Raw genomic sequence first — 19224 nt, forward strand, 5'->3', positions numbered from 1 at the left:
CAATCCCTTAAATCCAAGAATCAAGCCAGCGACGTAATTCCAATCCTTCCATCGAAAGCGGTAACCCCAGATAAAGTGGTAACCAGAACACAAACGCCAGCGCAATTAAGAAAATTGCTGTAATGCCTGCGGCTCTAAAAACTGCTTGGGGATGCCAGAGCCAGCGATCGCTGAGGTAGGCGATCGCCAGCAGCCCAAACACCGACGCTCCCATGTAGTGGTAGATAAACACACAGCGAGTCACCTTTGCCCAGGGAAGCCAATTCGCACTGTAGTTGAGCAGCAAGTATAGGGCAATGAGGTAAGGCGCAGGGGAGGGGTGAGAGCGAAGGAAGGATGGGAGGGGAGGAGGAGTAGAAGGATTGCTGGGGTGAAGCTTTAAGTTAGGAGCAGTAAGCCATTTCCAGGCTTGATAAACCAGTACGCCGATCAGAAAAATTAGTGCGGCTGTCGAAAACCACCAGAGAATTGGATTTCCGAGTGCGTGGACATCGTAAATCACAGTTCCCGTTCCGTCCGGGAGGGGCGGACCTACAACCAGAACGGGTTCGCTGGCAGTTTGAGCGGCTTTGTAGAAATAGGCAACCGGACGTAGCATGAGCGGCCAGGTATACCAGGGCGAACAGTATGGATGGGCATCCATGCCGCCAACCCGCCCGTGATATTCCAGAATCGTAGTTTGCCACTGCCAGAAGTTGGTGCTGGGATCAAGCCGGATAAAGGGAATCCAACTGACGTAATAAATCAGGAAGGGAATCAGCGTTAGGTTCGGCAAAATGTGCCAAAGTTTTAGCTGTGTTAAATGTTCTAGAGCAGTTTGGTAGGTAGCTTTAGGCGAAAAGGCTTTTGGAAACAACTGGTTGGTCCACTGAAGCACCCAGGCTGCACTCCAGGTCAGGTAAGCACCAAGCAAAAAGCCCAACCCATTCCACTTAACGGCAACCGAGGCTCCAAAAAATGCGCCTGCGATCGCCAACCTCAGCCAGCGTCGGTAAGACTGGACCTTCAGCGCCAAGAGCAAAAATAGCTGCCCCAGTAGCCCAAAAATTACCAGGTAAACGTTGATCAGAGCGTAGCGAGACTCGACTAGAAACAAACCGTCTAGCGCCGCAAACAAACCCGCGATCAGGGCAAAACTGCGGCGATCGTTGAGTTGATAGGCGATCGCTGCCACCACCAGCGGGATTAGCGACCCTGTCAGCGCATTAAACCAACGGTAGCTCACAGGCGATAGCACTAGCCCCGTTAGCCCATTTCTCAGATTGCCATCCCCGATTGGCGTGTGCCTCGCAATCCAGATGCCTAGCGCAATCAAGTAGGTACTCAGGGGTGGATGTCCTTCAAATAGCGGAATTCCTCTCAAGTAACCGCTGGCAAACTTAGCAAAATAAACCTCATCAAACACTAACGTGTTGAACCGACCCAAGCCCCAAAAGCGCAGCAAGACTGAAAGTAAAAACACCCCAGCCAAACCAAACCAAAACCAAGGGAAGCGGTCGATAGGTTTACGGTGCACAGTCATACGCCATTCGAACCTGCAACAGGCACACAAATTGCTATAGCTTAAACGCCCAAGCCAGAAAAATGTAGCCGCAAAAGAATTTTGGGTTTCTCTCGTTACTTTCTCTCGTTACAGGGCTCTGCCTCCTGTACCGTCCACGAGGCTAAAGAAGAGTACCCTGCAACGAGAAAAGCTTTAAACCGTCTACCCTATGGGACCTAAACCGACTGCACCTGCATACAGCGCTTGTTCTCCCAATTCATCCTCAATCCGCAACAAGCGGTTGTATTTGGCAACTCGTTCGCTACGACAGAGGGAACCCGTTTTGATCTGTCCGGCACGAGTCGCAACTGCAAGATCGGCGATCGTGGTGTCTTCCGTTTCTCCAGAACGGTGGCTGATCACAGAAGTGAAGGCATTGCGTGTTGCCAAATCAATAGTGTCCAGCGTTTCGGTTAAAGAGCCAATCTGATTCAGCTTGATCAGAATGGAGTTAGCTGAAATTTGCTCAATTCCCTTCTTTAAGCGTTCGGGATTCGTGACAAACAGGTCATCCCCAACCAGTTGAACGGTATTTCCCAATCTCTCAGTCAGAAGTTGCCAATGTTCCCAATCGTCTTCGTGTAGCCCGTCTTCGATGGAGATAATGGGATATTGGCTGACCAGGTTTTCCAGGTAATCAATCATTTTAGTCGGAGAATGGACAGAACCGTCGTAAGTATACTGTCCATCCTTGTAAAGCTCGGTGGCAGCAACATCCAGCGCCAAAGCAACCTCTTCTCCTGGCTTGTAACCTGCCTGTTCGATCGCCGCAATCAGCAAATCAAGTGCAGCCTGGTTAGACTCCAGGTTAGGCGCAAAGCCGCCTTCGTCTCCCACGCCCGTCAATAGTTTTTTGCCCTTCAAGACTTTGCTCAAGCAGGCAAACACTTCTGCCCCCCAGCGCAGTGCCTCCCGAAACGATGAGGCTCCCACTGGCACAATCATGAATTCCTGGATATCCACGTTGTTGTCAGCGTGGGCACCGCCATTGATCACGTTCATTAAAGGGACGGGCAGCAGGTTAGATAGTGGTCCGCCCAGATATCGATATAGCGGAAGTTCTAGCGCATTCGCGGCTGCTTTTGCCGTTGCCAAAGAAACTGCCAGGATCGCGTTTGCGCCTAAGTTGGACTTATTCGCAGAGCCATCCAGAGCAATCATGGTGCGATCGATTAGGGACTGATTAAGGGCATCTAATCCCAATAGCTCAGAGGAGATCTTTTCTTCGACGTTTTCTACTGCTTTGAGTACGCCTTTGCCGTCGTAGCGATCGCCATCTCCGTCTCGCAGTTCATGTGCCTCAAAGCTGCCCGTAGAAGCACCACTCGGCACTTGAGCCAATCCCATCGCGCCACTCGCTAAATAGACTTCAGCCTCAACCGTTGGACGACCTCTCGAATCCAGAATTTCCCTTGCCCGAATTTCTTCAATCGTCGTATCCGAGATGTCAATCATCCCTTTCTCCCCTACTTGGAATTACTCACAGGCTTAATCCTATAGCAGTTCCCTGTTCCCTGAAGCGCAGTTCGGGGATTTTTCTGATGGGTTGCTGGTCATTGGTTGTGAACTGCTGACGAAGGGCAAATGGTGAATGACGGATTACAAAAGTCTGCTTCAAAATAAAGGGGACAATGAGAAACAAATGGGAGAACACAATGCGATTACTCCACACGATGTTGCGGGTTGGCAATCTGGAAGAGTCCCTCAAGTTCTACTGCGATGTTCTGGGAATGAAGCTACTACGGCAGAAGGAATATCCAGGCGGCAAATTTACGCTGGCGTTTGTAGGCTATGGTGAGGAATCAGATCACACGGTTTTGGAACTGACCTATAACTGGGACACTGACCGCTACGATTTAGGGGATGCTTACGGGCATATTGCGATCGGCGTGGATGATATCTATGCCACCTGTGACCATATCAAGCAGTTGGGCGGTAAGGTGGTACGCGAACCCGGACCGATGAAGCACGGCTCTACTGTAATCGCCTTTGTGGAAGACCCGAATGGCTATAAGGTTGAGCTAATTCAACTGGGAACGCAAGGAACACCTGCCCCTCAGCAGGAATCAACACTTCAAGTGGCTTCTCGTTGATTTTAGGAGGTGGGGCAATCGCCCCTAAAACCAGCCGCAAACAAAGACTGAGATTCAACTTTGGCAATTCATCTGCCAGAAACAAAATCAATTAAGTCAAAGCCTCCAGCAAGCTAAAATTGCTGGAGGCTTTAATTCTCGCTGTGGCTAACCATGCCTCAGACGCAGACATGACGATTTTGCGGGTTCGTTGAACTGACCGTCTAATTCATCTGTCGAGGATAACGAGGACGGCAGGGTGTCCCCAGGCAAACCTGCTGATTCGGAATGTTGCTAAAGACGCTGCTGCGGGCACCAATCACAGCATTTGCACCAATTTTCACACCAGGAGCAACAAAGCAGTCAGACGCAACCCAGGCTCCGTTTCCGATCGCAATCGGTGCAGTTTTTAGCTTAAAGGACGGGTCGCTGATGTCATGACTACCTGTGCAAAGGTAAGTTTTTTGGGAAATTACACAGTGTTGACCAATCTTAATCTGGTCTAGGCTGTACAGCACCACATCGTCTCCGATCCAGCTATAGTCGCCGATGCTGACCTTCCAGGGATAGGTAAAGCGGGCGGTAGGGCGAATCAAAACGCCTTTGCCAATTTGAGCGCCAAATCGTCGCAGTAGCCAAACCCGGATACCGCTTAAAGGGTGAGGGCTAAGCGGGAAGGCGATCGCCTGCACCAGCCACCACAGCAAAATAAACCAGCCCGGTCGCCCCCGGTCAAACCACGATTGGTCATACAAGCGCAGGTCTGCCAGAGGGGCAGCATCGAGAACTGGATTTTCGGCGTTGGGGGTTGATGCGGACGTTGCAGGAAGGCGATCGCCCGCATCAGCGTTCAGTTGTGGAGCAGTCATAGCCTGGGAAGAATCCTGGGAAGGGTTTAAGAATCGCCAGGGTTGAAGGAAATCGGGGATGGGTAAGAATTCAGGCATCAGGTTGAGGAACAGGTTCAGGGGCACTGGTTGGTGCAGGGGTGGTGTTCAACCGTCCCCCAAACTGCCGTAGTTCAAACAGTTTGACCCCGATTTGATACTCATACTGGCTCAGCAGACGACCGTAGATATATCCTGCTTTGCCATCTAAGAAGCCCAAGCGGATGAAATAGAACAACACAAAGCGCAGCAGAGGCTTGAATGGCAGGCGCACCCATACTTTCTTGAGGAATCGCTTGCGCTGCACCGAGTCCCCAAACAGGTTTGCGCCAATCGTGCCGCTTTCACCCATGCCAGTTAGCAGGTTGTAGTAAACTCTAGCTTCCCAGTTGGAGTAGCGGTTGTGGCGTTCTAGCCAGTGGAACAGGTCACGGAAGTCGATGTGCAGCATATCTTCTTTGAGATAGCCAACCTTGCCTTCTAACACGACGTGTTCGTGGACTTCGTTGTCGCCCGTGTTGCGGATTTCCTCAGTGCCCAGGTTTTCGTAGCGACCTTTCTGATGGCGGAACAGGCGCAGGTTCCAGTCAGGATATTTGCCGCCATGCCGAATCCATTTGCCCAGGAAGAAGACGCGACGGTTGAGGTAGTAGCCGTTAAAGTCTGGATTTTCGATGGCTTCCGCAATCTCGTCCCACAGTTCAGGCGTAATCCGTTCATCGCAATCGACGATCAGTACCCACTCGTTGCGGAAGGGCAAATTTTCTAGTGACCAGTTTTTCTTTTTAGGCCAGCGACCGTTGAAGTGAAACTGAACGACATTCGCACCCAAGTTTTCGGAAATCTCGACGGAGCGATCGCTACTTTGGGAATCGACTACAAACACCTCATCCGCACGGGCAACGCTAGCAAGGCAAGCGGGCAAATTTTCTTGCTCATTCTTAGCGGGAATGAGAACCGACACGGGAAGTTTAGAGGTCATAGTCATCTCAAGTCAAAGCGGGTTAACAACTGAAACAGAGGAAAAAAGGAAAGTTAAACGGGACAAACGAATAACCAGACGGAATTTTTATCTGAAAGTTACAAAAGCTTGAATGACGATCGAGCTAGGAACTTGTACAGGCTGTCATCAGCGGGTCAGGAGGATTGCTGCGATCGCTTAGACCATTCAGGGGCAGACACCATTCCTTGAATCGCAGATTTTAGATAGCCAATTTGCCCATAAGCATAAACGAAGTTGTCAAACCGCTGCGCCGGATCGCCAATGTATTTTACAGAGCGAACAAGTCCGCGCAGGAAACGTTCACCGCCTCGGTTCAACTGTCCCAATCCAGCCCGTCCGGCCAGCTGTTCTCGGTAGCATTCGCTGATCCCCTGCCACCAGCCCCGGTTTAGGAACCAGGAGCGCTGTAGCCGTTCTGGAGCGACATTGTGAGCCACCAGGGCATCGGGTAGGTAAGCAACCTGCCAGCCTGTTGACAGAGCCAGTTCTGTCACGTGCAGTTCTTCGTTAGACAGCAGGTTCTTGCCGACTCGTCCCAAATTCACATCAAATCCGCCGATCTGGTCTAAGAACGAGCGGCGAATGGAATAGTTTAAGCCTCGGGGAGTCAGGCCGGGTTTGTCGATGTAAACAACCTCATCTCCCAGGTCATAGGCTCCTAAATTACCTGCCAAACCGGAAGAAAGCCAGCGGGGAGGTTCCACTCCGGGTGGCCACAGCAGCGTTACTTTGCCGCCTGAAATGGCTAGTTTTTCGTTGGCTTCGTAAGCGTTGTACAGCACTTGCAGCCAACCTTTGCTGGCAACGGCATCATCATCCAGATAAGTGAGAATGGCGCTACGAGCAGCTTTGGCTCCCGTGTTACGGGCAACCGACAAGCCCGTAACAGATTCGTAAATGTAGTGCAGGCGAGGGTGAGGCAGACGGGCTTCGACGACCTCACGGGTGCGATCGCTCGATGCATTATCAACCACGATCACCTCAAAGTCGCCTGCAAACTCTTGCTCCAGCAAACTATCGATCGCGGCACCGAGGTAGGCATCGCGGTTATGGGTGCAGATAATAGCAGAAATCTGCGGCTCAGACATAGGTTTGAGTTCTGATAAATCAGCGGCTCAGGCTGCTGTGGACTAGCTCAACCAAGCTACTCTTTATTTAGCCCATAAACCTATAGAGCCTCATCAATTTTCTATGAAGAAGCCGAGAATGAAAATAAATTTCTCGGTATTCTTACGTCCGTAACCTAGTAGCTTTGCTGGAGTTATACCAATTCTAAAAATTAGGGCTACAGAAATTAGGGCACCCCGCAGAGCGGAGTGCCCTAATTTCTGAGATTGGAATTTAAGTATGTTTTGGAGCGCAACTCTTTGATTTCATATTCCAAAACTTATCTAACTTCACTCTTTGAGAGCAGGGTCGTGTAGGTGTCCGTGCAGCGCAATTAGCGTTTTAGCAAGTTGACTCAGACGTGCTTCTAGGTATTGTTTGCGTGCCAGTAATTGCCGCAGTTTTTGGTAACGGGCGATCGCCAAGCTAACCTGGGCAATTTGATCGGGTGGGCAAGGACGTGACCAAGACTGCCCATCTTCTCCCAGCCCACACAGCCGATAGCCTGTGCGTGGAGATTCACAGGCTATCGGCTGTTCGGTTCCAGGCTGCACGTTACAAATTTCCTGCACATAATCCATCAAGCGGTCAACTTCAGCATGACGAATAACGGCTGAAGTGCCTGTGGCTGAGGGATTCGATTGAGGCTCATGGGGATGCGATTCTAGCCATCCATCTACAATCGGACCTTCCAGGTAAAGTGCCTGAATTTGCAGCAAAATTTGCTGGAGCTCTGTCTGCCAGCCTTCTACGGTGCCCTCTAGCTCTTTGAGCAATCCCATTGCCAGCGCAGGATTGGCGACATGACGGTGGCTGCTAAAGCTCGGCAACTTGAACTTTGGCAGATTGGGAATTTCAGCACTGCTTTTCTGAGCGGGGAAGGGGCGCACTTGCTTAGCTGCCATTCCTGAACGGCTGGATGGCGTTGCAGCAGAAAGTTTGAAGGAGAATGCGCGATCGCCAGCCTGGTCAGTGGTAGCAACACGCTGGGTTTGAAGTTGCTCCAGGGTTGACTCGATCCGTTGCAGACCTGGTTTTCTCATCGGCTACTTCCCTCTAGGAAATTAAAAAACTATAAGCAATCAGACTACAAGCGATCAAATGTAGAGATACAAAATTAGTGCAACCTGAAATTTTTACTGGCTTTCTAACCGAGGTATTTCTAAGTAGTACTCGTGAAACTACCACCCGTGATAATACCCGATAGATACCCTGTTTCAACAGGTTAAAATACTTTCGTAAAGTGCAATCTTATCAGTTGCAAACCGTGTCATCTAACCTAAGGCAGTTGATTTTGGTGACTGGACCTGCTCGTTCCGGCAAAAGTGAATGGGCTGAGCATTTAGCGGAGAAATCGGGCAAATCAGTTGTGTATGTTGCTACAGCCCAAGAGCTTGCAGATGATGCAGAGTGGCGAGCCCGAATCGAGCAACATCAGCAACGCCGCCCTGCCTACTGGCAGACCCGACTCGTTCCCATAGAGTTAAGCAAAGCAATTTGCGCTGCTGCCCCAATAGAATGTTTGCTAATTGATTCTTTAGGTACCTGGTTAGCAAATTTGTTAGAGCAAGATGAAATTCTCTGGGAGCAAACTTTAAAGGAACTGTTGACGAGTTTAATCAACACAACAAGTGACGTAATTCTTGTCTCTGAAGAAACAGGCTGGGGAGTTGTACCTGCCTATCCAATCGGGCGAACTTTTCGCGATCGTCTGGGCAAATTAACCCGTGAAATTGGGGCGATTGCCACCTCAACCTACCTGGTAACAGCAGGACACGTGCTAAACCTGAGCCAGTTAGGTTCGCCCTTGCCTAGATTCCACCCTGTTGGAGATGAAATTGACTCCGCAAAACCTTAACAATAGATGCAGATTCTAAATTGATAGTGCTCCTTGCTGCCCTGTAGCATTGATTGTAGAGGGGTGGGTTAATTGCGTTAGGTAACGGGTTCGACTAAAAGCTATGGCATCCCAAGATCAAGTCAGACAATATCTCGCCTATTGGTTTCAGTTGGGCAAGAAGGTGTTAATTAAGAATGGGCAAACAGCACTTTTGCCTCAGCCCGTGATTCGGGGCGATCGCTACAGCGCCGAATTTGAGGAGTGCTGGCACCAAATTGTGTCGCCCGACTCAAAGGACTGCTATTTGGAAGGAACGCATCAAACCATTGCTGAACTGCTCAGCCCATCTTGGGAGATCGACCCCTGTGCCCGTTGTGAAATGCCTGTCCCGGTGCCGAATATGGGGATGCCTGCGCTAACTTGCCCTTGCGTCGATCTGCCAACTTGGCCCGATACCGCAATGCCCCAGCCGCGAGCGCCCATCAGCACTCAGAGCCAACTCATTCAAATACGCGATCGCCTGATGCAGGCTGGTAAGCGAGCCAATACTAAAGGCGAGGAATAACCGAAGAATTAATGGCGGGGATGATACAGCCTACCGTTGCGAATTTGCACAACCGGATGGTTAGATAGCCGCACGAGATGCTCGTCGTGAGTCGTCATAACCACCGTAATCCCGATTCCATTTAGCTTTCTGAGAATCTTGATTACCTGCCAGGAATTGTCAGGATCAAGGTTTCCAGTTGGCTCATCAGCTAGCAAAATTGGCGGAGTGCTGACAATTGCTCTAGCGATGCTGACGCGCTGCTGTTCGCCGCCCGAAAGCTCGTCTGGGAAACAGTTTGCCTTATCCTGCAAGCCAACCATCTTCAGCGTGGGCAGCAGGCGACGATGAATTTCCTTGCGGGTAAAGCCCTGCGCCCAAAGGACAAAGGCAACATTCTCAGAAACAGTGCGACGTGGGATCAGCTTGTAGTCTTGAAAAACAACTCCGATGCGTCTTCTGAGCATCGACAGATCGTTTCCTTTGAGCTGCGACAGGTTACAGTCATTGACCATAACCTCGCCCTGGTTCACCTTTTCCTCGCCATACAAAAGCTTGAGCAACGTTGATTTACCAGAACCAGACGGACCCGTAATGAATAAAAAATCTCCCTGCCGGATTTGCAAACTCACGTCTACCAGCGCTCGGCTGCCATTTCGATAGACCTTGTTGACTCGTTGTAGGCTAACGATGACTTTAGCAGTGTTATTTGAGTGAGACGGAGATGCAGCCGTGACGGGATCACTAGGAGAGTCAGAGGAGCCAAAGCCCGAATTCAAAGGTGGTTCGGTAGTGACGTGAGCCATAGAGCAGGTCTATAGAAATGAGTAGATTATTGGGATAGAGCGGGAAGCTGAACCAAAATGCTCTGATGGTTGACTGGAGGCCAGGACTGCTCCACGAAGGCTAATTGTAATAGCTGTTGCTACTAGAGTCACTACTTTGCCAGACATTCGTCAGAAATACAAGTCAGTAGCGCCCCAAGCACCTGTCTGACTCAACTGGGCGAGAAGGTGGCAATGCTAGTGGGGGGAGGAGTAATTTTGGAGAGATCGGCGGAGGGGCAAAGGTCAGCCAGTGAGCAGCGATCGCAAGCCGGGTTTCGTGCCATGCACACCGCTCGTCCGTGATAGATCAACCGGATTGACCAATTTTCCCAGTCGGGCTGGGGCAACAGCTTCATTAGATCCCGCTCAATTTTGACCGGATCAGTTTCGGTCGTTAAGCCTAGCCGTCCACTCAGCCGCTTGACGTGAGTATCTACTGTTACGCCAGCGTTGATGCCATAGGCATGAGCCAGCACAACGTTAGCCGTTTTGCGGGCCACTCCCGGCAGTTTCAGCAACTCTTCCATCAGCTTGGGCACCTGTCCCTCAAAGTCCGAAACAATCATGCGGCAAGCTGCCTGAATGTTTTTTGCTTTGTTGCGGTAGAAGCCGGTTGAGCGAATCAGGGTTGCGATTTCATCGAGTTCGGCTGAGGCTAGAGCAACTGCATCGGGAAAGCGGCGAAATAGCTCTGGCGTAACCTTATTCACCCGCTCGTCGGTGCATTGCGCTGAAAGAATCGTAGCAACTAGGAGCTGTACAGGAGTTTCGTAGTCAAGCGAACAGGTTGCGTCAGGATAGAGACGTTTCAGACGCACCAAAATTTCTAAAGCCAGCTTTCGTTTAGCTGCAATTTTGCGAGGTGTACTCACAGAAGCAAGTCAGAAGGGGTAGAGGGAATTGAATTGTAAGAGGTGTGTTTTTTCCTGCCTGGACGGGCAAGATGCCCATCCCACAGGAATCTATAGCCTATGTAGGCTACTGAAACAGCTTTTGAAACACCTCTAGCTGAGTTGTATCCCGGACAATTAAGAAAATGCCTAAGCCTAGCAGCAGTACTAATCCGGTCTGCATCACGTTTTCCTGGAGACGGTTGGGTAGGGGTTTGCCCCGCAGCCCTTCGATCAGTAGGAAGGTCAACTGTCCACCGTCCAGTGCAGGCAGCGGCAGGATGTTGATGATGGCCAGGTTGATGCTGATGATGGCGGTGAAGGGGAAGAGGCTAGCGCTATCGGAAGCGGCAAGTCCTGCACCCTGCTCAACGATTTTGACGGGACCGGCAACCTGTCCTGCAACTTCAGAGAAGTTGGTGATGAGCATAACGAATCCTTCAACAATTCTGACGAAGGTTCTCTGAAACTCTTGAGCAGCAAGACTAAAGACCTCAAGTATTTCCCGTGGACGACGGTATTCGGGAGTGCCGTTTGGATAAAGCTGTACGCCAATTTTGGCTTTGCCATCGGCTCCTGGCTCTGGAACAACGGTGAGGTCAAGCTGGCGATCGCCCCGCTGCACGGTCAAATCTATTGCTTCATCAGGGCTATCTTGAATGGTTCGCATCAGTGTGGTGAGCGCTGCTTCAGAAGAGCCGAGCGGTTCACCATCCACAGCTAAAACAATATCGCCTGAGCGAATTCCAGCTTGGGCAGCGGGTGAACTTTGAGAAATCACCTGGGGCACCAGTACACCAGGCTGAAAATTGATGCCGTCTGGAATCCCTACTGTCGTAAACTGAGTCAGAAACACCAGGTAGGCAAACACCAAGTTGGCAATCACCCCGGCACTGATCACAATGGCACGGTCAAGAATGGGGCGATTGTGCAGCAGATTGGGGTCGTCTTCGGGAATGTCACTTTCGGGGTCGTCATCCGGGAAACCTACAAAACCGCCCAGGGGAATTGCTCGAATCGCGTACTCGGTCTGGCTGCCCTGATATTTCCAAAGAATGGGGCCAAAGCCAATCGAGAAGCGATTAGCGTAAATTCCCTGAAGACGGGCTGCCATGAAGTGCCCCGTTTCGTGTACCACAATCAAAATCGCCAAAACTGCGATCGCCGCCAAAACTGACATAGGTAAATTCTGCTGAAGTTTAGCTAGGTATCTTCTCTATTCTAGGCGTTTGTATCCGTCGTAGAAACGCAATCGCTAGTGTCTTTCGCGCCCACAGGACTTTACGCTTCTGTAGGGGAGTGTCCTAGCAGATCGGCGATGGTCTGAAGCAGTCTTTCAGGCTCAATGGGTTTAGAGAAATGGCTTTGAAAGCCTTCAGCAAGGATGCGATCGCTGCTCTCTTGTCTGGCGTAACTGGTCAGGGCGATCGCCGGAATCTGCCCCCCTTGAGCTGCAGGTAAATCTCGCACGTAGCGAATCAATGCATAGTCTGCTTCGCCCGGCATCATCATATTACTGATCAACACTTCTGGATCAAACTGTCCAAACAGCTCGATCGCTTCAGACAGCGAGGTCGTCGTTCTAATTTCTAATTCACACTGCCCCAAGACCAGGGCCAGCAATTCGCAGGTATCTGGCTCGTCATCCACGACTAGGACACGCGCTCCGCTGAGCGTGCGAGAGCCTGGTAGATCAGGACAGATGCCGGTATCGAGGTTCTGAGCGATCGGACTGCTGACTGTATCCTCCCGCACTCGGGGCAGGCTAACTGTAAAAGTGCTGCCCTGTCCAGTTCCGGCACTTTCTACCTGCACTGTACCGCCATGTAACTCGACCAGGTGACGCACAATCGCTAGCCCCAATCCTAGTCCGCTCTGCCGTCGAGTGATAGAACTGTCGGCTTGTCGAAAGCGGTCAAACACATAAGGAATGAAGTCGGGATTAATGCCCTGCCCGGTGTCACGCACAACCACATTCATCATGGTTTCGGTTCGCGTCAAATTCACTTCGACTCGCCCTCCTTCGGGCGTAAATTTGACCGCATTAGAAAGCAAGTTCCACATGATTTGCTGAAGCCGCATTGAGTCTCCGACAACGGGTTCAGCTTGGGGATCAAGCCACAACTGTAGGGCGATCGCCTTTGCCGCTGCCGCTGGGCGAATGCTGTTCATCGCGGCTCTAATCACGGTAGCCAAATCGGTTGGCTGCATGAGCAGTTGCAGCTTACCTGTGATAATGCGTGAAACATCTAGCAGATCTTCGATGAGCCGTGTCAAGGCTTGAGTGTTGCGCTCAATCGTCTTCACCGCACGCGCATGATTAACTTCATCAATGTTGCCCATTCGCAAAAGCTGCACCCAGCCCAACATTGCATTTAGCGGCGTTCTTAACTCATGGGACAGGGTTGCTAGAAACTCATCTTTGAGACGATTGGCAGTTTCAGCCTCAGTACGGGCAGTCCGTTCCTGCTCTAGAAGCTGCGATCGCTCTGCCTCAAGCCGAATTTTGGCACGACGGGATTCAGCCCGTTCTAGAGCAATGTTCACTGCAACAGGTACTCGCATATAGCGGTTTGGTGCTTTCACAATGTAGTCATCTAACCCCGACTTCATTGCCTCTACCGCGATTTCTTCATTGCCGGTGTTGGTAAACATCACCACTGGGCAATCTGGAAATCGGCTTTTAACAGCGTGCAGCAACTCAATTCCGGTACTCCAACCCAACTGGTAGTCGGTAATCACCAGGTCAAATTCCCACTGATTCAATGCTTCTTCAAAACCTTTGGCATCTAGAATTTCTCTGACTTCAAGGTCAGAAAACTTGCGCCTCAGCTCACGCAGGGTTAAAAAGCGATCGTCTTGATTATCGTCAATTAAGAGAATATGTAGTGGTTGACTCACAAGCTATCTCTGAAATGAGGTTTAACGGGATTCGGGGTTAGAGATTGAGGATTGGAGAAGGGTTAGAGGTTGAAAGTTTTGAAATTTGTGCAGACGCAGTTCCATCGGCGCTCGTCTCTTCAACGAACCTTGGGGGACAACCACCCTTTATCGTTGCTCTACAGCCGCTTCAGCCGTTCTCAACATTTGGCTTTTCATTCAGCGTTAGCCAATAGAGGTCAAGCATTTTCACCATTTCGAGCAGTGCATCTGGGGCAACAGGTTTAACCAGATAGGAGTTAGCGTTCAAGTCGTAAGCGCGGTTAATGTCGATGTTTTCTCTGGAAGAAGTCAGAACGACAACCGGTAAGCGACGCAGTTCGGGTTGCTGTTTGAGCCATTCCAGTACTTCCAAACCTGAGCGCCGAGGTAGTTTGAGGTCGAGCAAGATTAGTGCAGGCAATGGATGGCGATCGCGATCGCTATATTGATCTACACCTGCAAGGTAATCGATCGCGGTGTCTCCATCGTTAACGATGTGCAGTGGGTTGAGCAGCTTTGCCCGACTAAATGCGCGCCGAATCAGCAGAACGTCATTCGGATCATCCTCAACTAACAAAACGTCGGATTGCGCCAGGTTGATCATCAAGTTCCTCTCCGTAATTCAATCCAAAATTGGCTGCCTTCTCCGATTTGGGACTCTAGTCCCATCTGTCCGCCCATTCGTTCTACACCTTTGCACACAATAGCTAAGCCGATGCCCGTACCAGGATAGACTTCTACTCCATGCAGCCGTTCGAAGATTTGAAAGATGCGGTCTTGGTGCTGGGGTGCGATGCCAATGCCGTTATCGGCAACCCAAAGGCGCACCCGATCCTCTCGCATTTCTGTCCAGATTTTGATTTGGGGAGTTCTTTCAGGCGGAACGAACTTGGCTGCATTGCTGATGAGGTTGCTGACAATTTGAACCAGGGTAGAACGATGACCCAGGACGGACAGCAACGGCTTTTCGACGATGACCTGAGCCTGCTGCTCTTGCAAGCTAGCTCCTAACTGTGTCAGGACATCTTCTACAACAGCAGTTAGGTTGATGCGTTGAAGCTGTAAGTCGGTGCGGCTAACGCGGCTATAGTTCAACAAGTCTTGGATCAGGGTGTCGAGGCGGGCGGCGGCCGTAACGATACGTTGGGCATATTCCTGCCCCAAATTGTCCAGGCGATCGCCATAGTCTTCTAAAAAAGCCTGAGCAAAGCCTTGAATGGCCCGCAGAGGTGCCCGCAAATCGTGAGAAATGGAATAGGCAAAAGATTCCAACTCCTGGTTGGCTGCTTGCAATTTAAGCGTTCGCTCAATCACACGCTGTTCCAGTTCGTCAGCTTTTTGCTGAATCTGGTTTCTGAGTTGAGACTGACGGAGGGCAATCGCCAGTTGGTTTGCCACTTCAGTCACGATGTCCTGATATTCGTCGCTCCACTCTGTCGTCGCAGTCACAAACAGCGTTAGCTCACCCAGCAAAATTTCGTCAGACACTAAGGGCACTCGAATACAGCTTCCTTGAGCTGACAGCGATCGGGTGAGGGAAATTGGACAGATTTGAGCAGCCGTTATGTATTCAACCTTCTGCTGTAGGTCTTGTTGGAAAACCCGCTCGGGCAGGAAAAAGACCAGGGGCACAACTTCAGGGTTAGCTTCGCCTTCACTCCTAGCTTCCTGGAGAATCTGAGCGGTGTTTGTCTCAAAGTCGAATAGAGTGGCGATCGCCCGCTCACAAGGCACTAGTTGACTCACCCGGTCCAGGGCAGTACCAATCGGTTCTCCACCAAACTCAGTAGCTAAAATAGCACGGTCAATTTCATGTAGTGCCTCCAGACGGTGAGCAGAACGAATCAAAGACTCTTCTGCCTGTTTGCGCTCAGTGATGTCACGCGTGATCCTGGAGAATCCACGCAGATTTCTGGTTTCATCTCGCAAACCCGTTGTCACAATGCTCGCCCAAAACAAAGAACCATCTTTGCGCTGCTGCCAGTCTTCACTGACGAAACGCCCTTCGGTGGTGGCAATTTGCAGTTCTTGCTGAGGCTTTAAGTGATCAGCCGCTTCTGAAGTTTGAGAGGACGAGGGATAGAGAATTATCAGGTGCCGCCCTAAAATTTCACCCACTCCATAACCTGTGATTCCCTGAGCTCCGTCATTCCAGGTGACAATGCGTCCATCTAAACCAAGCATGAAAATGGCATAATCTTGCACACCTTCAATAATTAAACGAGACTGCTCTTCACTCCGCTTAAGCGACAGAGCAGTTGCCTCAGATCGCTGCTTACTGCGCCTCAAAGACTCATTCAAGGCGCTAATCAAGATCCCTTCGACCAAAAATATGCTGCATCGAATCGCGTCTGCTAAGTCGGTAGGGACAAAGCTGAATATGGGTGGAATAAAAAAGTAGCTCCCTACCAGGGCACTCAAAATAGTTGCCAATATTCCAGGCTTAAAACCTCCGTACCAGGCACTCACCATGACTGGCAAGATAAAAAGCAACAGCGGTGCTTCACCCTGTAGGATTGGCTCTAGCAGTAGGCGAAACAGTAGTGCCAGTAAGCTGGCTAGTACAGCTACGCCATAGTGAATTAGCGGTAAACGGTTTACCCTCAGCATGTTTAGTTTTGCCAAGAAGGTGATTGCTAGCTTTGATTAGAACGGTAGCGATCGCCCATCAACAACCTCAGTAAACTGCGACATCACTGCTACAAGCTAGGTAGGCCTGTCGAAAAGCCGACCAACAGCCCCTCCGTTGGCTTACTCCTAATTGATTAACTATGTCGAGTTTAAGCTTTGCTCTACTTGCCTCTTATATATAGGTGGACATAGTCAGAAGGGTAGATATCTGTTTCGCGTCAAGGGTCAGGTTGAGGCTTAGCAGCTCAAAAAGTGGAAATTGTCTCTATTGTCTAGAGCAACTCCCTGACTAAAAGTAGAGGTGAAATGTACCAATCACCTCTCTACTTCTGTTTAATTCAAACTATAAGAATTGCAGCTTTAGAGCAGTCAAGTTCCTACAGGTTGGGCTTCGCGCTCGGTAGACTCGGCAAATTGAATTACATCTTGCCGGGGGTCCGCATAAGTTACTTTTACGTCCAGGCGATCGCCCGGTTCAATCGGACGGTTAAACCGCATCGCTAGCTCTAGGCCCAATTCTTCAAGCAAGACTAGCCCAAGGTTTTCATGTTCCCGTAGCCAGCGCAGCATCAACGCCTGCCAGATTTCGTTGGGATGGCGGCGTAAATACTCTAGTCCCCAATAGCGATTGGTCTGACGTTCAACCAGCGTTGCCTCATAAGCAGCCGTACTCACGGATAGCATCAGCTCTTTCATCGTCTCTGCTGATAAGGGCAGCGCATCTCCACGCAAATGCGCTTTGATTTGAAAGTGCGCCAGCAGATCGGTGTAGCGACGAATGGGAGAGGTTACTTGAGTATAGGTATCTAAACCCAGACTGGCGTGACGCAGCGGCGTAATGCTCATTTCGCTGCGCGGCATACAGCGTCGTATCGCACAATATCGAACGGGTCCCGCTGGCAACAGCAGGAGCTCTTCTTCAGAAGGCAATTCTGGCTGAGCTTGTCCCCGGTAGGGCAGAGGTAGCCCGTGTTCGCGTCCATAACGACCTGCAACCTCACCCGCCAAAATCATCATCTCTGCGACAAGCTGACGGGAGATCGAGTTGTCCAGGACATCGATGGTGATCTCATCGTCCTGCACTTTAATCGACGATTCGGGCATGAGAATTGTGATTGCCCCCTGGGACTGCCGCCAGGTTTGGCGGCGTTTTGCAGATCGGGCAAGTGCCTCTAGTTCTGGCTCTGCTTGCACGCCCAGTTCTAAAATTTCATCTACATCTTCGTAGGTGAGGCGATAGGTCGGCTTTACCTGACTGGCATGAATGCTGTAGTCCTCGATCGCCCCCTCTGAGTCAAGCACCACTCCAAAACTCAGTGCCGTACAAATTCGCCCCTGAGTGAGGCTCATTGGCCCAGTTGCTAGCTCCTGCGGAAACATTGGAATCATTCCAGTCGGCAGGTAGAGCGTTGTGCAACGCCGACGAGCTTCTAAGTCAAGCTCATCTTCTGGGGTAATCCAGCGAGTTGGGTCAGCAATATGGATCCACAAGCGCTGCTTGCCAAGCTCCAAAAACTCAACGCTCAGCCCATCGTCAATTTCACGAGTACTCTCATCGTCAATGGTGTAGACCTTGAGATGGGTCAAGTCCAGACGATCGGGATCAAGGTCAAGTGGAGGATCGGCTAAGCGGCATTGAGCCATTTCTAGTACCCTGCTGGAGAACTGTGTAGGAATTTGACTCCGCCGCAGAAATAGGTTTTCGTGAGGACTCCAGAGTCCAAGGTCTACCAATAGCTGAAAGGCGGCTTGGGTCGTCTCAGCTCGTCCAAAAGCGGTTAAAACTTCCAGGGCAGGAGTCCGATTTTTGGCTTCTTCCCCAAAGGCAGCAAACCTTTCCAAGGCTTCAAGACGAGGGCGATCGCTATTCTGCCATTCTACCTGTTCTCCCTGGAGAGCCTGGTTGATTCGCTGCAAGAAGCCTTGCCATTCTTGAATTCGCTGACCCTCTACAGTTAGCTGGTGTTTCAGCTCTGCAACCTGAGCTTTTGAGCGAGGTTCATAAGAATCGGACTTCTGTTTGAAATAAATCTTATCTTCCGACAGCAAGCAGTGCGCTGCATAACACAGCGCTGGGCTTTGGTCAGAAAATAGCAGTAACGCCATGCCAGAGGGGTCAGCTAATTCGCTGTCCTCCACAAGCAGTTCCCAGGCAACTTCCAGACTAGAAGGATCAAGATACGGCTGAATTTCTGCTCGAAAGCTAGAGATGTCTCCTGACTTAAAGGCTTGCCCCGTGACGACGTAGGTAACCTGGCGAGGATGTAGCGTGTAAGGCTGCCCCCGCTCATCAACCACAACCCAGTGTTTTTTTCCCTCTGGGCGGTCTACTACTGCCAGACGGCGATCGCCATTTAGCCGAAATTCAACAAGTGTTCCCTTCTCCATTGAGGCCTGGGGGTAATGTTATGGGTCAGAGGTTGAGAGGTGCGGCTACAGGTGAAACTAAGTTTCCATGCACTGCCCCAGCACCCCAGCCTCTTAACCTTCTTGGTTGACAAAAGGAAGCAAAGCCAAAATTCGTGCCCGCTTAATGGCTTGCGTCAAATCGCGCTGCTGCTTTGCGGTTAAGCCGGTAATGCGACGGGGCAAAATCTTACCACGCTCGGTAATAAACTTGCGCAGCAGGTCAACGTCTTTGTAGTCAATGGGGTCTTCCGGTTTGATCGGTGAAACACGACGACGATAGTAGGTCATAGTTCGAGAGTTAAATCTTTGAAACTTTGCAAGTCAGATTGGAAATCAAGTCAGGCTGAACCTACTTGATTTCTTTGTGGGAAGTATGTTTGTTGCAATGGGTGCAGAACTTGTTGAGCTCTATCCTTGCGGTCGTGTTGCGACGGTTTTTGGTGGTCGTATAGCGAGAAACCCCTGGCGATCGCTTGTCAGGGTTGGTACGACATTCCGTACACTCTAGCGTGATGATAATCCGAACGCCCTTAGCCATAATTCTACAAA

Annotated in this window: 18 protein-coding genes; 3 read left to right on the forward strand and 15 right to left on the reverse strand. The window is 50.6% G+C overall.

The genetic code is table 11. From position 1 onward, the window contains the following. Positions 1 to 7: 7 nt before the first annotated feature. Both H6F93_RS12530 and eno read right to left on the reverse strand, forming a co-directional pair. Positions 8 to 1522, reverse strand: a complete 1515-nt coding sequence (locus H6F93_RS12530) for a dolichyl-phosphate-mannose--protein mannosyltransferase (RefSeq protein WP_190681135.1) — start codon at positions 1520 to 1522, stop codon at positions 8 to 10. A gap of 183 nt (positions 1523 to 1705) precedes the next feature. Continuing rightward, on the reverse strand, positions 1706 to 2998 hold the full coding sequence (gene eno / locus H6F93_RS12535) for a phosphopyruvate hydratase (RefSeq protein WP_190681136.1): 1293 nt from the start codon (positions 2996 to 2998) through the stop codon (positions 1706 to 1708). Between the two features lie 200 nt (positions 2999 to 3198). On the opposite strand from eno, the gene gloA reads away from it, so the two are divergent. After that, positions 3199 to 3636: a lactoylglutathione lyase gene (gloA, locus tag H6F93_RS12540; RefSeq protein WP_242043424.1), complete on the forward strand. Its 438-nt coding sequence runs from the start codon at positions 3199 to 3201 to the stop codon at positions 3634 to 3636. 203 nt (positions 3637 to 3839) lie between these two features. Here the strand turns inward: gloA and hpsU are convergent, their stop codons facing one another. The 4 genes from hpsU to H6F93_RS12560 form a co-directional block, all read right to left on the reverse strand. Further along, on the reverse strand, positions 3840 to 4589 hold the full coding sequence (gene hpsU, locus H6F93_RS12545; protein WP_524537938.1) for a hormogonium polysaccharide biosynthesis acetyltransferase HpsU: 750 nt from the start codon (positions 4587 to 4589) through the stop codon (positions 3840 to 3842). Beyond that, positions 4555 to 5484 carry a glycosyltransferase family 2 protein gene (locus tag H6F93_RS12550; RefSeq protein WP_190643071.1) on the reverse strand — a complete coding sequence of 310 codons (930 nt, stop codon included), beginning with the start codon at positions 5482 to 5484 and terminating at the stop codon, positions 4555 to 4557. The genes hpsU and H6F93_RS12550 overlap by 35 nt, the downstream gene beginning before the upstream one ends. A gap of 155 nt (positions 5485 to 5639) precedes the next feature. Continuing rightward, positions 5640 to 6593 carry a glycosyltransferase family 2 protein gene (locus H6F93_RS12555; RefSeq protein WP_190681140.1) on the reverse strand — a complete coding sequence of 318 codons (954 nt, stop codon included), beginning with the start codon at positions 6591 to 6593 and terminating at the stop codon, positions 5640 to 5642. A gap of 309 nt (positions 6594 to 6902) precedes the next feature. Beyond that, positions 6903 to 7655, reverse strand: a complete 753-nt coding sequence (locus tag H6F93_RS12560; RefSeq protein WP_190681142.1) for a hypothetical protein — start codon at positions 7653 to 7655, stop codon at positions 6903 to 6905. 224 nt (positions 7656 to 7879) lie between these two features. Here H6F93_RS12560 and cobU point away from each other — a divergent pair, with 224 nt between their 5' ends. Next, positions 7880 to 8470: a bifunctional adenosylcobinamide kinase/adenosylcobinamide-phosphate guanylyltransferase gene (cobU, locus tag H6F93_RS12565; RefSeq protein WP_190681143.1), complete on the forward strand. Its 591-nt coding sequence runs from the start codon at positions 7880 to 7882 to the stop codon at positions 8468 to 8470. Positions 8471 to 8573: 103 nt separating this feature from the next. Further along, entirely contained in the window at positions 8574 to 9017 is a 444-nt protein-coding gene (locus tag H6F93_RS12570; RefSeq protein WP_190681145.1) for a hypothetical protein, read from the forward strand. Between the two features lie 8 nt (positions 9018 to 9025). Here the strand turns inward: H6F93_RS12570 and ftsE are convergent, their stop codons facing one another. The 9 genes from ftsE to rpmG all read right to left on the reverse strand — a co-directional run bounded on the left by ftsE (position 9026) and on the right by rpmG (position 19213). Beyond that, a complete protein-coding gene (gene ftsE, locus H6F93_RS12575; RefSeq protein WP_190681147.1) occupies positions 9026 to 9802 on the reverse strand; it encodes a cell division ATP-binding protein FtsE in 777 nt (258 codons plus the stop codon). Between the two features lie 191 nt (positions 9803 to 9993). Continuing rightward, positions 9994 to 10695, reverse strand: a complete 702-nt coding sequence (gene nth / locus H6F93_RS12580) for an endonuclease III (RefSeq protein WP_190681149.1) — start codon at positions 10693 to 10695, stop codon at positions 9994 to 9996. A gap of 106 nt (positions 10696 to 10801) precedes the next feature. Next, positions 10802 to 11893: an RIP metalloprotease RseP gene (gene rseP, locus H6F93_RS12585; RefSeq protein ID WP_190681151.1), complete on the reverse strand. Its 1092-nt coding sequence runs from the start codon at positions 11891 to 11893 to the stop codon at positions 10802 to 10804. Positions 11894 to 11994: 101 nt separating this feature from the next. Further along, a complete protein-coding gene (locus H6F93_RS12590; protein WP_190681153.1) occupies positions 11995 to 13614 on the reverse strand; it encodes a response regulator in 1620 nt (539 codons plus the stop codon). 169 nt (positions 13615 to 13783) lie between these two features. Then, positions 13784 to 14239, reverse strand: a complete 456-nt coding sequence (locus tag H6F93_RS12595) for a response regulator (protein WP_190681155.1) — start codon at positions 14237 to 14239, stop codon at positions 13784 to 13786. Continuing rightward, positions 14239 to 16260 carry a DUF4118 domain-containing protein gene (locus H6F93_RS12600; RefSeq protein ID WP_206755727.1) on the reverse strand — a complete coding sequence of 674 codons (2022 nt, stop codon included), beginning with the start codon at positions 16258 to 16260 and terminating at the stop codon, positions 14239 to 14241. Before H6F93_RS12600 ends, H6F93_RS12595 begins: the two co-directional genes overlap by 1 nt. A 375-nt stretch (positions 16261 to 16635) precedes the next feature. Further along, positions 16636 to 18654 (reverse strand): ribonuclease catalytic domain-containing protein, encoded by a 2019-nt coding sequence (locus tag H6F93_RS12605; protein WP_190681160.1) that lies wholly within the window; start codon positions 18652 to 18654, stop codon positions 16636 to 16638. A 93-nt stretch (positions 18655 to 18747) separates the two neighbouring features. Continuing rightward, positions 18748 to 18963: a 30S ribosomal protein S18 gene (gene rpsR / locus H6F93_RS12610; RefSeq protein WP_190643059.1), complete on the reverse strand. Its 216-nt coding sequence runs from the start codon at positions 18961 to 18963 to the stop codon at positions 18748 to 18750. 61 nt (positions 18964 to 19024) lie between these two features. Then, positions 19025 to 19213 (reverse strand): 50S ribosomal protein L33, encoded by a 189-nt coding sequence (gene rpmG, locus H6F93_RS12615; protein ID WP_190643058.1) that lies wholly within the window; start codon positions 19211 to 19213, stop codon positions 19025 to 19027. Positions 19214 to 19224: the final 11 nt, after the last annotated feature.

The organism is Leptolyngbya sp. FACHB-671 (assembly GCF_014695745.1).
Classification (GTDB): domain Bacteria; phylum Cyanobacteriota; class Cyanobacteriia; order Elainellales; family Elainellaceae; genus JAAUTN01.

Bases quoted from the DNA above. Each gene is read 5' to 3' on its own strand.
- H6F93_RS12595 (WP_190681155.1), bottom strand. From the start codon at position 14,239: ATGATCAACCTGGCGCAATCCGACGTTTTGTTAGTTGAGGATGATCCG.
- H6F93_RS12550 (WP_190643071.1), bottom strand. From the start codon at position 5,484: ATGACCTCTAAACTTCCCGTGTCGGTTCTCATTCCCGCTAAGAATGAG.
- H6F93_RS12555 (WP_190681140.1), bottom strand. From the start codon at position 6,593: ATGTCTGAGCCGCAGATTTCTGCTATTATCTGCACCCATAACCGCGAT.
- gloA (WP_242043424.1), top strand. From the start codon at position 3,199: ATGCGATTACTCCACACGATGTTGCGGGTTGGCAATCTGGAAGAGTCC.
- H6F93_RS12605 (WP_190681160.1), bottom strand. From the start codon at position 18,654: ATGGAGAAGGGAACACTTGTTGAATTTCGGCTAAATGGCGATCGCCGT.
- H6F93_RS12560 (WP_190681142.1), bottom strand. From the start codon at position 7,655: ATGAGAAAACCAGGTCTGCAACGGATCGAGTCAACCCTGGAGCAACTT.
- rpsR (WP_190643059.1), bottom strand. From the start codon at position 18,963: ATGACCTACTATCGTCGTCGTGTTTCACCGATCAAACCGGAAGACCCC.
- H6F93_RS12570 (WP_190681145.1), top strand. From the start codon at position 8,574: ATGGCATCCCAAGATCAAGTCAGACAATATCTCGCCTATTGGTTTCAG.
- H6F93_RS12530 (WP_190681135.1), bottom strand. From the start codon at position 1,522: ATGACTGTGCACCGTAAACCTATCGACCGCTTCCCTTGGTTTTGGTTT.
- ftsE (WP_190681147.1), bottom strand. From the start codon at position 9,802: ATGGCTCACGTCACTACCGAACCACCTTTGAATTCGGGCTTTGGCTCC.
- rpmG (WP_190643058.1), bottom strand. From the start codon at position 19,213: ATGGCTAAGGGCGTTCGGATTATCATCACGCTAGAGTGTACGGAATGT.
- rseP (WP_190681151.1), bottom strand. From the start codon at position 11,893: ATGTCAGTTTTGGCGGCGATCGCAGTTTTGGCGATTTTGATTGTGGTA.
- eno (WP_190681136.1), bottom strand. From the start codon at position 2,998: ATGATTGACATCTCGGATACGACGATTGAAGAAATTCGGGCAAGGGAA.